General features: G+C 62.2%; 11 protein-coding genes. 4 read left to right on the forward strand and 7 right to left on the reverse strand.

Annotated features, from left to right (window positions below):
- Nucleotides 1–33 precede the first annotated feature (33 nt).
- From mscK to trxC, 3 genes are read left to right on the forward strand one after another with little or no spacing between them, the layout of a single operon-like run.
- A complete protein-coding gene (gene mscK, locus LOY26_RS25050; protein WP_258714214.1) occupies nt 34–3,351 on the forward strand; it encodes a mechanosensitive channel MscK in 3,318 nt (1,105 codons plus the stop codon).
- Between the two features lie 45 nt (nt 3,352–3,396).
- Entirely contained in the window at nt 3,397–4,857 is a 1,461-nt protein-coding gene (gene selO / locus LOY26_RS25055; protein ID WP_186663478.1) for a protein adenylyltransferase SelO, read from the forward strand.
- Between the two features lie 45 nt (nt 4,858–4,902).
- The gene (trxC, locus tag LOY26_RS25060; RefSeq protein ID WP_033701991.1) at nt 4,903–5,337 is read left to right on the forward strand and encodes a thioredoxin TrxC; all 435 of its coding nucleotides are present in this window, start codon (nt 4,903–4,905) and stop codon (nt 5,335–5,337) included.
- A 1-nt stretch (nt 5,338) separates the two neighbouring features.
- Here the strand turns inward: trxC and LOY26_RS25065 are convergent, their stop codons facing one another.
- From LOY26_RS25065 to LOY26_RS25080, 4 genes are all read right to left on the reverse strand, one after another.
- On the reverse strand, nt 5,339–5,695 hold the full coding sequence (locus tag LOY26_RS25065) for a type II toxin-antitoxin system HigA family antitoxin (RefSeq protein ID WP_033701993.1): 357 nt from the start codon (nt 5,693–5,695) through the stop codon (nt 5,339–5,341).
- A complete protein-coding gene (locus LOY26_RS25070; protein WP_186652903.1) occupies nt 5,685–5,993 on the reverse strand; it encodes a type II toxin-antitoxin system HigB family toxin in 309 nt (102 codons plus the stop codon). Before LOY26_RS25070 ends, LOY26_RS25065 begins: the two co-directional genes overlap by 11 nt.
- 70 nt (nt 5,994–6,063) lie before the next feature.
- The gene (locus tag LOY26_RS25075) at nt 6,064–6,837 is read right to left on the reverse strand and encodes a ParA family protein (RefSeq protein ID WP_258714215.1); all 774 of its coding nucleotides are present in this window, start codon (nt 6,835–6,837) and stop codon (nt 6,064–6,066) included.
- Nucleotides 6,838–6,933: 96 nt separating this feature from the next.
- Complete coding sequence (locus LOY26_RS25080) at nt 6,934–7,824, reverse strand: LysR family transcriptional regulator (protein ID WP_258714216.1); 891 nt, start codon at nt 7,822–7,824, stop codon at nt 6,934–6,936.
- Between the two features lie 165 nt (nt 7,825–7,989).
- On the opposite strand from LOY26_RS25080, the gene LOY26_RS25085 reads away from it, so the two are divergent.
- Nucleotides 7,990–9,177, forward strand: a complete 1,188-nt coding sequence (locus tag LOY26_RS25085; protein WP_202883653.1) for an MFS transporter — start codon at nt 7,990–7,992, stop codon at nt 9,175–9,177.
- 34 nt (nt 9,178–9,211) lie between these two features.
- On the opposite strand, the gene LOY26_RS25090 is transcribed toward LOY26_RS25085, so the two are convergent.
- The 3 genes from LOY26_RS25090 to LOY26_RS25100 form a co-directional block, all read right to left on the reverse strand.
- Nucleotides 9,212–9,559, reverse strand: a complete 348-nt coding sequence (locus LOY26_RS25090) for a YgiW/YdeI family stress tolerance OB fold protein (protein WP_186652910.1) — start codon at nt 9,557–9,559, stop codon at nt 9,212–9,214.
- 119 nt (nt 9,560–9,678) lie between these two features.
- Entirely contained in the window at nt 9,679–10,743 is a 1,065-nt protein-coding gene (gene hemE, locus LOY26_RS25095) for a uroporphyrinogen decarboxylase (protein WP_033701999.1), read from the reverse strand.
- Between the two features lie 151 nt (nt 10,744–10,894).
- On the reverse strand, nt 10,895–12,313 hold the full coding sequence (locus LOY26_RS25100; protein ID WP_033702001.1) for an FAD-dependent oxidoreductase: 1,419 nt from the start codon (nt 12,311–12,313) through the stop codon (nt 10,895–10,897).
- Nucleotides 12,314–12,343: the final 30 nt, after the last annotated feature.

A 12,343-nucleotide genomic window follows, 5' to 3' on the forward strand; every position in this document is an offset into this window, starting at 1 on the left:
CGATTCTGCCCCGATCCACAATGTAGTCTGCCTATGTCCCTGCGCGTGTACCTTCGCACAGCCCTACTCGGGTTGTGCCTGTCCTTCTCGTTCGCGGCCACCGCGAACGCCGCGGCCGAAGCGCCGACCACTGCCAGCATCCAGCACAGCCTCGACAAGATTGCCGAGCGCAAGCTGCCCGAGGCCGATCAAAAGGCCCTGCAGCAGGTGCTGGAGCAAACCCTGAGCCTGCTTGCCAGCAAGGAAGACAGCGAGAAGAAGCTGGCCGCGCTCAAGCAACAGTTGGCCGGCGCGCCGAAAGAAACCAACGACAGCCAGAAAGAACTGGCCAGGCTCAAGGACAGCAAGCCGCAACCGGTCGCCCAGCGCTACGCCACCCTCACGGTGCCGCAGTTGGAGCAACTGCTCAGCGAGCGCAGCACCCTGCAGGGTGAGCTGCAAAAGGCGCTGTCCGAAGCCAACAGCCTGATCATCAATTCCCAGACCCGCCCAGAGCGCGCCCAGGCCGAGATCAGCAACAGCCAGGCCCGCACCCAGCAGATCAACAACAACCTCAAGTCGGGCAAGGACAACGGCAAGGCGCTCAACGCCGACCAACGCAACCAGCTCAACGCCGAGCTGGCCTCGCTCAACGCGTTGACCACGCTGCGCCGTCAGGAGCTGGCCGGCAACAGCCTGCTGCAAGACCTTGGCAATGCCCGACACGACCTGCTGATCGAGCGCGCGGCGCGCCTGGAGCAGGAAATCCAGGACCTGCAAACGCTGATCAACGACAAGCGCCTGGCCCAGTCCCAGGAGGCCGTCACCCAGCAGTCGATCGAAGCCCAGAAGGCCGGCGGCAGCAGCCTGCTGGCCAGCGAAAGCACGATCAACCTCAAGCTTTCCGACTACCTGCTCAAAAGCACCGATCGCCTCAACGAACTGACCCAGCAGAACCTGCGCACCAAGCAGCAGCTCGACAGCCTGACCCAGGCCGACCAGGCGCTGGACGAGCAGATCAACGTGCTCAAGGGCAGCCTGCTGCTGTCCAAGATCCTCTACAAGCAGAAGCAGACCCTGCCGCACCTGAAGGTCGACCGCGACCTGGCCGACCAGATCGCCGACACCCGCCTGTACCAGTTCGAGATCAACCAGCAGCGCGAGCAGATGAGCAGCCCGGTCACCTATGTCGACAAGCTGCTGGCCAACCAACCGCCGGAAGACGTCACCCCGCCACTGCGCAAAGCGCTGCTGGAAGTGGCGATCACCCGCAGCGACCTGCTGGAGCGCCTCAACCGCGAACTCTCGGCCCTGCTCAACGAATCGATCACCCTGCAGCTCAACCAGAAGCAACTGCTGGGCACCGCCCAAGGCCTGCGCACCACCCTTGACGAGCAGATGTTCTGGATCCCCAGCAACAAGCCGCTGGACTGGGACTGGCTGCGCTACGTCCCTGAGCGGTTCGCCGACCAGGTCGCCAGCCTGCCCTGGGGCTCGGGCATCAAGGAACTGGCCGACGGCCTGAGCCAGCGGCCGTTGCTGTTCCTGCCGCTGCTGCTGGTGATCGGCGGCCTGCTGTGGCGGCGCAAGTACCTGTATCAACGGCTCGGCAAGGTGCACCAGGACATCGGCCACTTCCGCCGGGACAGCCAGTGGCACACGCCCCAGGCGATCCTGATCAATATCCTCCTGGCGATGCCGGTGAGCCTGGGCCTGGCGCTGTGCAGCTATGCCTTGCAGATCGACGCCCGCGGGCAGAATGCCAACCTGGGCGCCGCGCTCTGGCAACTGGCCCAGGCCTGGCTGGTGTTCTACACCGCCTACCGCATCCTGGCGCCTGGCGGCGTGGCGGAAATCCACTTCCGCTGGCACAAGCCCCAGGTCGAGTTCCTGCGCGGCTGGGTGCGCAGGCTTGGCACCGTGGTGCTGGCACTGGTCGGCGTGGTGGCGGTGGCCGAGCATCAACCTTCGGCGCTGGCTGATGACGTGCTCGGCATCGGCGTAGTGCTGACCTGCTACGCACTGATGGCCTGGCTGCTCAGCCGCCTGCTGCTGAGCAGCCCGGCGCATCGCGACACCTCGCTGTTCCGCCGGGCGGTCGGGGTGGCGTTCACGGCCCTGCCCATCGCCTTGTTCGTAGCGGTGTGCTTCGGTTACTACTACACCGCCCTCAAGCTCACCGACCGGCTGATCTACACCCTCTACCTGCTGATGTTCTGGCTGGTGATCGAGGCCGCCTTTGTCCGTGGCCTGTCTGTGGCCGCGCGGCGCCTGGCCTACCAGCGCGCCCTGAGCAAACGTGCAGCGGCCAAGGAAGGGCTGGATGGCGAAGTCATCACCGAAGAGCCGACGCTGGACATCGAACAGGTCAACCAGCAGTCGCTGCGCCTTATCCGCCTGGCCTTGCTCGGCGGCTTCATCGCCGGCCTGTACTGGGTATGGTCGGACCTGATCTCGGTGTTCGCCTACCTCAACAACTTCACCTTGTACGAATACACCAGCGGCACCGGCGCGGCCGCCAGCATGGTGCCGATCAGCCTCGGCGACCTGCTTGGCGCGCTGGTGATCGTCGGCATCACCTTCGCCCTGGCCGGTAACTTGCCAGGTTTGCTGGAGGTGCTGGTGCTGTCGCGCCTGAACCTGGCACAGGGCAGTGCCTACGCCACCACCACGCTGCTGTCGTACACCATCGTCGGTATCGGCATCGTCAGCACCCTGTCGACCCTGGGGGTCAGCTGGGACAAGCTGCAATGGCTGGTGGCGGCGCTGTCGGTCGGCCTGGGCTTCGGCATGCAGGAGATCTTCGCCAACTTCATCTCCGGCATCATGATCCTGTTCGAGCGCCCGGTGCGCATCGGCGACACCATCACCATCGGCAACCTGTCCGGCACGGTGAGCAAGATCCGCATCCGCGCCACCACCATCACCGACTTCGACCGCAAGGACATCATCGTCCCCAACAAGACCTTCATCACCGGCCAGTTGATCAACTGGTCGCTGACCGACACGGTTACCCGGGTGACGCTGAAACTGGGCATCGACTACGGCTCCGATCTGGACCTGGTGCGCGACCTGCTGCTCAAGGGCGCCCACGAAAACCCAAGGGTGCTCAAGGACCCGGAGCCGATCGTGTACTTCCTGAACTTCGGCGAAAGCTCGCTGGACCACGAACTGCGCATGCACGTGCGTGACCTGGGGGACCGCAACCCGACCCTGGACGAGATCAACCGCTACATCAACCGCGAGTTCAAGGCGCACAACATCAAGATCTCGGTGCGCCAGGTCGAGGTGTTCCTGATGGACACGAAGGGCGGCAAGCAGCAGCTGGTGCCCGTGGAACAGCCGAAATCGGATGGCACTGCGCAGGCCTGAGTGGGCTCGAATGCTTTATTCTGTGCTGAACCCCAGGAGCAGCCCGTGAAAGCCCTCGACCAACTCACCTTCGACAACCGCTTCGCCCGCCTGGGCGATGCGTTCTCTACCCAGGTCCTGCCCGAGCCCATCGCAGACCCACGCCTGGTGGTGGCAAGCGCGTCGGCCATGGCCCTGCTCGACCTGGACCCAGCCCAGGCCGATTCGCCCTTGTTCGCCGAAGTGTTCAGCGGCCAGAAACTCTGGGAAGAGGCCGACCCACGCGCGATGGTCTACTCCGGCCACCAGTTCGGCTCCTACAACCCGCGCCTGGGCGATGGCCGCGGCCTGCTGCTGGCCGAGGTGCTCAACGAGGCGGGCGAACACTGGGACCTGCACCTCAAGGGCGCCGGCCAGACGCCGTACTCACGCATGGGCGACGGCCGTGCCGTGCTTCGCTCGTCGATCCGCGAGTTTCTTGCCTCCGAAGCCCTGTATGCCTTGGGCATCCCGACCAGCCGGGCGCTGTGCGTGATCGGCTCCAGCACCCCGGTCTGGCGCGAAACCCAAGAGAGCGCCGCCATGCTCACCCGCCTGGCGCAGAGCCACGTGCGCTTCGGCCATTTCGAATACTTCTACTACACCAAGCAGCCGGAACAGCAGCGCGTGCTGATCGACCATGTGCTGGAACAGCACTACCCCGAATGCCGCGAGGCCGAACAGCCCTACCTGGCCATGTTCCGCACCATCGTCGAGCGCAACGCCGAGCTGATCGCCCGCTGGCAAGCCTATGGGTTCTGCCACGGGGTGATGAACACCGACAACATGTCGATCCTGGGCATCACCTTCGATTTCGGCCCCTATGCCTTCCTCGACGACTTCGACGCCAACTTCATCTGTAACCATTCCGATGATCGCGGCCGTTACAGCTACAGCAACCAGGTGCCGATTGCCCACTGGAACCTCAGTGCGCTGGCCCAGGCCCTGACCACGGTGATCGAGGTGGAACCGCTGAAGGAAGCGCTGGGGCTGTTCCTGCCGCTGTACCAGGCGCATTACCTGGACCTCATGCGCCGCCGCCTGGGGCTGACCAGCGCCGAAGACGAAGACCTGGCGTTGATCGAGCGCCTGCTGCAGTGCATGCAAAAGGGGGGCGTGGATTACACCCTGTTCTTCCGCAAGCTGGGCGACCAGCCAGTGGCCGAGGCACTGCAGGTGGTGCGTGACGATTTCATCGACCTGGCGGGTTTTGATGCCTGGAGCGTGGATTACCTGGCCCGTTGTCAGCGCGAGGCAGCCAATGAACAAGGGCGCCGTGAGCGCATGCATGCGGTGAACCCGCTGTACGTGCTGCGCAATTACCTGGCGCAGAAGGCCATCGAAGCGGCCGAAACGGGTGACTACAGTGAGGTGCGGCGGCTGCATCAGGTACTGAGCCGGCCGTTCGACGAGCAGGCCGGGATGCAGGCCTATGCCCAGCGGCCGCCTGAGTGGGGCAAGCACCTGGAGATCAGCTGTTCTTCGTGATCCAGGGGCCGGCGCACGGTCCCCAAAATTCCAAAGGAAACCCAAATGACCGACCCACTGCTGATCCCCTGCCCCCACTGCAACGGCCTCAACCGCCTGCCCGCCACACGCCTGAGCGACGCCCCAAAATGCGGCCGCTGCAAACAGGAGGTGCTGCTGAGCCAGCCCTTCGAACTGACCGAAGCCAGCTACGCCAGCCAGGTCAAAGGCGACCTGCCGCTGCTGGTGGACGTCTGGGCCGACTGGTGCGGCCCGTGCAAATCGTTCGCCCCCACCTTCGAACAGGCGGCCCGCCAGTTGAGCGGGCGCTGCCGCTTGGCCAAGCTGGACAGCGAAGCCAACCGCAACCTGGCAGGGCAATTGGGCATCCGCTCGATCCCTAGCCTGATCCTGTTCAAGAACGGTCGAGAAGTCAGTCGCCAGGCTGGGGCGTTTCCGCTGCAGTCGTTGCTGGAGTGGCTACGCAGCCAGGGGGTTTAATTCAAGCGCTTGCTAGAAGGGACTCGTAGGGAATACGAAGGCCATCATGCAGGCGCTTAATCATGGATAGACTGAGCCCGCGCTTTCCATTCAAGATTTCTGAAACCCGCCCGCTTGAGCCTATGAAGGGTTCAAGATCCCGTGGCGTAAGACCTTGTTGGTCCATGCAAAATTTGATGGCCTCGATGGGATTGGCGGGGTGAATCGGATAGTGCTTGTTTTCGTACACTTCGATCAGTGCCACAAGTACTTCCATTTCATCAGCTTCTGGGGTGCCCGCCTCTGCCTGAAAAATAGCTTCGAGTCGCTGAAATGCTTCTCGAAGATCGTCATCATTGCGTATCGGCTTAATATTCACAGATTGTCTCCACGTCAATCTCGTCATAGCGCTTGTGCGTACCGACGAACTTCACCCAGGCAATACCGGCTCGATACTGCATCTCGACCACTAGTCGGTACTTGTTTCCTCCGATGCTGAAGACCACGCGGTTATTGCCACATACGCTGGCATTGCCTATCTGATCCTTTACATCTTGTGGTGTTCGCCAGATGGCTTTGATCGCCATATCGTGCCAGCTTTCCAAGGGGGCCTTGGCATCGTCATGCCCAGGTAATTCCCAAAATTTCACCAAGGTGCTTGTGGCAATGACACGCATCCAAGCAAATCTCCCATTTTGGGAGATTATGCTCGGCAACGAGGGAACGTGCAAGGACTGGGAGTGACGCCTACTCGCTGCGCTCGAGCAAATCGTGCAACTCGACAAACTGCTGGGTCAGCTTGTGCCGTGGCTCCAGGTGAATCAACGGCAAGCTGGCGTGGTGCGACTCGCGCATCTTCACCGAGCTGCTCAGGTACACCGGTAGCACCGGCAAACCCTCGGCCAGCAGCTCGTCGAGCATCTGCTGCGGCAGGCTGGCGCGGGACTGGAACTGGTTGACCACGATGCCTTCGACCATCAGGTCTTCGTTGTGGTCGTCCTTGAGCTCTTCGATTTCGGCCAGCAGGCCGTAGAGCGCCTGGCGCGAGAAGCTGTCACAGTCGAAGGGTATCAGCACACGATCCGCCGCGATCAACGCAGATACCGCATAGAAATTGAGCGCAGGCGGCGTATCGATGTAGATCCGTTCGTAATCCTCATCCAGCTCGTCGAGCAACTTACGCAGCTTGTTGATCTTGTGCTTGGCTTCGAGCTTGGGCTGCAGGTCGGCCAGCTCGGCAGTCGCCGTGACCACATGCAGGTTGTCGAACGGTGTTTCGTAGATATCGACTTTGTTCTTCTTGCTGAAGGGCCCGCTGGACAGGCTTTGCTTGAAGAAGTCGGCGATCCCCATGGGGATATCTTCACCCGTCAGGCCGGTGAGGTACTGAGTCGAGTTTGCCTGGGCATCCAGGTCGATCAACAAGGTCCGGTAACCTTCGCTGGCGCTGACCGCCGCCAGGTTACAAGCGATGCTCGACTTGCCCACGCCACCTTTCTGATTGAACACCACGCGACGCATGAGAGACCTCCGTGTATCAACGAATGCCCGAGTATGTGGCGCCTCGGCAGCTAAGGCCAGTGGCAATTGTCGGGCGAAGATGGCCAGCCATTCACCTCACCACACTTGCCCGGTCAACAGCTCGGCGAAGGCCTTGGCCATCGCCGAGCCCCCGCGCTCACGCTGCACCAGCCACACTGCCGTCGTCGCGCCTTCGTCCAGCAGCGTGCGATACACCACACCCTCGATGCGTATGCGCTGGAACGACGCCGGTAGCACCGACACCCCCAAGCCCGCCGACACCAACCCGATGATGGTCATCGCTTCGCCCGCCTCCTGGGCAAAATGCGGGCTGAACCCCGCGTGGCGCGCCAGGCTGAGCAATTGCGCATGCAGCCCGCTGCCATAGCTGCGCGGGAAGAACACGAACGGCTCCGGTGCCAGGGAGGCCATGTGTACCCCCTGCTCGGTACCCACGGCCAATGGATGCGAGGCATTGATCACCGCCACCAACGGTTCGCGAAACAGCTCGATCGCCACCAGCCCTTCCGGCAATGGCATGGGCCGCATCAGCCCCACTTCGATCGACTCGTCGAAAACCGCTTCGGCAACATCGCGGCTGCTCATTTCCTTGAGGTTGAGGTGCACCGCCGGAAAACGCTGGCGAAAAGCATGGATGGCCTTGGGGATCTTCGACGTGAACGGTGCCGACGAGGTAAAGCCGATCTTCATCTCGCCCAGCTCACCCAATTGCGCACGCCGGGCCACGTCGGCCGCCTTTTCGACTTGCGCCAGCACTTGGCGGGCTTCTTCCAGAAACAACCGCCCCGCTTCACTCAGTTCGACCCGACGGTTGGTACGCTCGAACAGGCGAGCCCCCAGTTCCTGCTCCAGCGCCTGGATCTGCTGGCTCAAGGGCGGCTGCGAAATGCCCAGCTGCTGGGCCGCACGGCCAAAGTGCAGCTCTTCGGCCACGGCGATGAAGTAACGCAGATGGCGCAGTTCCATAATCGGCTCCAAACAAGTCGTAGAACGTCTTAAATAGGTCGAACAATATATTGGATGTAATCATTAGCCAGCTATATGCTTTTTTCATTGCGCCAGAGGTACCCGCCCGTGAAAACTGCTGTAGCCCCCCTACCCGCCGACCCAGAACCTGCCCCCCTGAACGACATGTGGATCGAAAAAGGCACCCCCGCCTTCATGAAGACTGTACTGGCCCTGTTCAGCGGCGGCTTCGCCACCTTCGCCCTGCTTTACTGCGTGCAGCCGATGATGCCGCTGTTGTCGCAGGAGTTTTCCATCAACGCGGCCCAGAGCAGCCTGGTGTTGTCGGTTTCGACCGCAATGCTGGCGTTCGGCCTGTTGATCACCGGGCCGATCTCTGACCGCATCGGCCGCAAGCCGGTGATGGTCTTTGCGCTGGTCTGTGCGGCCCTGTCGACCCTGGCCAGTGCGGTGATGCCGACCTGGGAAGCCGTACTGGCGACGCGAGCACTGGTCGGCCTTTCGCTGAGCGGCCTGGCGGCAGTGGCGATGACTTACCTGAGCGAAGAGATCCACCCGCAGCACATCGGCCTGGCCATGGGCTTGTACATTGGTGGCAACGCCATCGGTGGCATGAGCGGGCGGCTGATCACCGGGGTGCTGATCGACTTCGTCAGCTGGCACACGGCGATGCTGACCATCGGTGGCCTGGCCTTGGTCGCGGCGCTGGTGTTCTGGAAGGTATTGCCCGAATCGCGCAACTTCCGCCCGCAGGCCGCGAACCCGCGTAGCCTGCTGGATGGCTTCGTCATGCACTTCAAGGACGCCGGGCTGCCTTGGCTGTTCCTTGAGGCGTTTCTGCTGATGGGGGCCTTCGTCACGCTGTTCAACTACATCGGCTACCGCTTGCTGGCAGGGCCTTACCACATGAACCAGGCGTTGGTCGGCCTGCTGTCTGTGGTGTACCTGTCGGGTATCTACAGCTCTGCGCAGGTGGGCGCGCTGGCCGACAAGCTTGGGCGGCGCAAGGTGTTCTGGGTCAGTATCGTGGTGATGGCCAGCGGCTTGTTGATGACATTGGCCAGCCCGCTGCTGATGGTGATCCTCGGCATGCTGGTGTTCACCTTCGGCTTCTTCGGCGCGCACTCGGTGGCCAGCAGCTGGATCGGGCGACGGGCATTGAAGGCCAAGGGGCAGGCATCGTCGCTGTACCTGTTCAGCTATTACGCGGGGTCGAGTGTGGCGGGGACGGCGGGCGGGGTGTTCTGGCACCAGTGGGGCTGGAACGGGATCGGGTTGTTCATCGGTGGCTTGCTGACGATAGCGTTGCTGGTGGCATGGCACCTGAGCAAGCTGGCGCCTAAGACACCTTGAACAAGGGGCCGCGTTGCGGCCCCGAAATCGTGGATCAGTTGACGATCTCGACAATATCCACATCCACTTCGCGGCTCATCAGGTGCTTCTCCACCTCGCCGGTCAGCTTGACCTTGGTCTTGTCATTGAACGGGGTCGGTGGCAGGTCTTCATCGTCGATTTCGACGGTGATGGTGCCGGTGGTGTCCTTGAACTCGTACTTGTCGTCGTTGTTGACCTTCTTGGTCACATACCCCTGCAGCACCACCGGTGTGTCATCTGCGGCATCGTTTGCAGCCGCCACGGTGGTCACCGACTGGGCACCCGGGCCGGTATAGCTGGCCGCCAGGGCAGCGGTGCTGAACAGGGGAGCGAGGATCAGAGCAAGGTAACGGATTTTCATGAGGATCAGGTCCTGTTTCGGTTTCGATGGGACCAGATTAACGACGATCGCTGAACTCAAACTTAATGCAACAAAAAACCCGGCATCAAGGCCGGGTTCTTTGTTGCAGCTGCATCAGATCACTGGTGGTACTGCGCCGACAGCTCATGCACGGCGTTGATGAACACACCGGCGTGCTCCGGGTCGACCTCAGGCGTAATGCCATGGCCGAGGTTGAACACGTGGCCAGTGCCCTTGCCATAGCTGGCCAGAATGCGCGCCACTTCCTTGCGGATGGCCTCAGGCTTGGCGTACAGCACGGTCGGGTCCATGTTGCCTTGCAGCGCAACCTTGTCACCGACACGGCGGCGGGCATCACCGATGTCGCAGGTCCAGTCCAGGCCCAGCGCATCTGCACCCGCTTCGGCAATGCTCTCCAGCCACAGGCCACCGTTTTTGGTGAACATGATGACCGGCACCTTGCGCCCATCGTGCTCACGGATCAGGCCGCTGACGATCTTGCGCATGTAGGCCAGGGAGAACTCCTGGTAAGCCGCCGCCGACAGGTTGCCACCCCACGTGTCGAAGATCTGCACCGCCTGTGCGCCGGCCAGGATCTGGCCGTTGAGGTAGCTGGTGACCGACTGGGCCAGCTTGTCCAGCAGCAGGTGCAGGGCCTCTGGGTTGTCGTAGGCCATGGCCTTGGTCTTGCGGAAGTCCTTGGACGAGCCGCCTTCGACCATGTAGGTGGCCAAGGTCCAGGGGCTGCCGGAGAAGCCGATCAGCGGCACGCGGCCGTTGAGCTCGCGGCGGATGGTGCTGACCGCGTCCATCACGTAGCCCAGGTCTTTTTGCGGGTCGGGAATCGGCAACGCTTCGATGTCGGCCGGAGTGCTGATCACCTTCTTGAAACGCGGGCCTTCACCGGTCTCGAAGTACAGGCCCAGCCCCATGGCGTCGGGGATGGTGAGGATGTCCGAGAAGAGGATCGCCGCGTCCAGCGGGTAGCGGTCCAGCGGCTGCAGGGTGACCTCGCAGGCGAACTGCGGGTTCATGCACAGGCTCATGAAGTCACCGGCCTTGGCGCGGCTGGCGCGGTATTCCGGCAGGTAGCGGCCGGCCTGGCGCATCATCCACACCGGGGTGACGTCTACGGGTTGCTTGAGCAGTGCACGCAGGAAACGATCGTTCTTCAGGGCAGTCATGTCGGCATCCGGCAAAAAAGTGCGGGCATTTTCTCAGACGCCAGCACAAAAGGCACGGCCGAGGCCATGCGTTTTGTCTATTGGGTGCCGTGGATCAAGCAATTTTGTATACAAAATATGCCAAGGGCTGCTGTGCAGCCCCCGCAATCGGTCAGACTTCGAGGTAGTCCAGAATACCTTCAGCCGCTGTACGGCCTTCGAAAATGGCCGTTACCACCAGGTCCGAACCCCGCACCATGTCGCCACCGGCAAACACTTTAGGGTTGCTGGTCTGGTGCTTGAACTTACCTTTCTCCGGTGCTACCACGCGGCCCTGGCTGTCCATCTGGATGCCAAACTGCTCGAACCACGGCGCCGGGCTCGGGCGGAAGCCGAAGGCGATCACCACGGCGTCAGCCGGCAGGATCTCTTCGGAGCCCGGGATCGGCTCAGGGCTGCGACGGCCACGGGCATCCGGCTCGCCGAGACGGGTCTCGACCACTTTGACGCCTTCGACCTTGTCCTCGCCGACAATGGCGATCGGCTGACGGTTATAGAGGAACTTCACGCCTTCTTCCTTGGCGTTCTTCACCTCTTTGCGCGAGCCCGGCATGTTGGCCTCGTCACGGCGGTAGGCACAGGTCACCGACTTGGCGCCCTGGCGAATCGAAGTGCGGTTGCAGTCCATCGCGGTGTCACCACCGCCCAGTACCACGACCTTCTTGCCCTGCATGTCGACGAAATCTTCAGGCGACTTTTCGAAGCCCAGGTTGCGGTTGACGTTGGCGATCAGGAAATCCAGCGCGTCATGCACCCCCGGCAGGTCCTCACCCGGGAAGCCGCCCTTCATGTAGGTGTAGGTGCCCATGCCCATGAACACGGCATCGTACTCGGCGAGCAGTTGCTCCAGGGTGATGTCCTTGCCCACCTCGGTGTTCAGGCGAAACTCGATGCCCATGCCGGTGAAGACTTCGCGGCGATTGCTCAGCACGGTCTTTTCCAGCTTGAATTCGGGGATGCCGAAGGTCAGCAAGCCGCCGATTTCCGGGTTGCGATCGAACACAACCGGGGTCACACCGGCACGTACCAGCACGTCAGCGCAGCCCAGACCCGCTGGGCCGGCACCGATGATGGCAACACGCTTGCCGGTCGGCTTGACCTTGGACATGTCCGGGCGCCAGCCCATGGCGAAGGCGGTGTCGGTGATGTACTTCTCCACCGAGCCGATGGTCACCGCGCCAAAACCGTCGTTCAGGGTGCAGGCACCCTCGCACAGACGGTCCTGCGGGCATACCCGGCCGCACACCTCAGGCAGGGTGTTCGTCTGGTGCGACAGCTCGGCCGCCGCCAGGATGTTGCCTTCGGAAACCAGCTTCAACCAGTTGGGGATGAAGTTGTGCACCGGGCACTTCCACTCGCAATACGGGTTACCGCAGCCCAGGCAGCGGTGCGCCTGCTCCACGGACTGCTGCGGCTTGAAGGGCTCGTAGATTTCGACGAACTCTTTCTTGCGCTGGCGCAGCAGCTTTTTCTTCGGGTCTTTACGCCCCACTTCGATGAACTGGAAGTCGTTGTTCAGACGTTCAGCCATTTTTCAAAACCTCTTTACCGCAGTCGCAAG

This window comes from Pseudomonas sp. B21-047, from assembly GCF_024748775.1.
GTDB lineage: Bacteria > Pseudomonadota > Gammaproteobacteria > Pseudomonadales > Pseudomonadaceae > Aquipseudomonas > Aquipseudomonas capeferrum.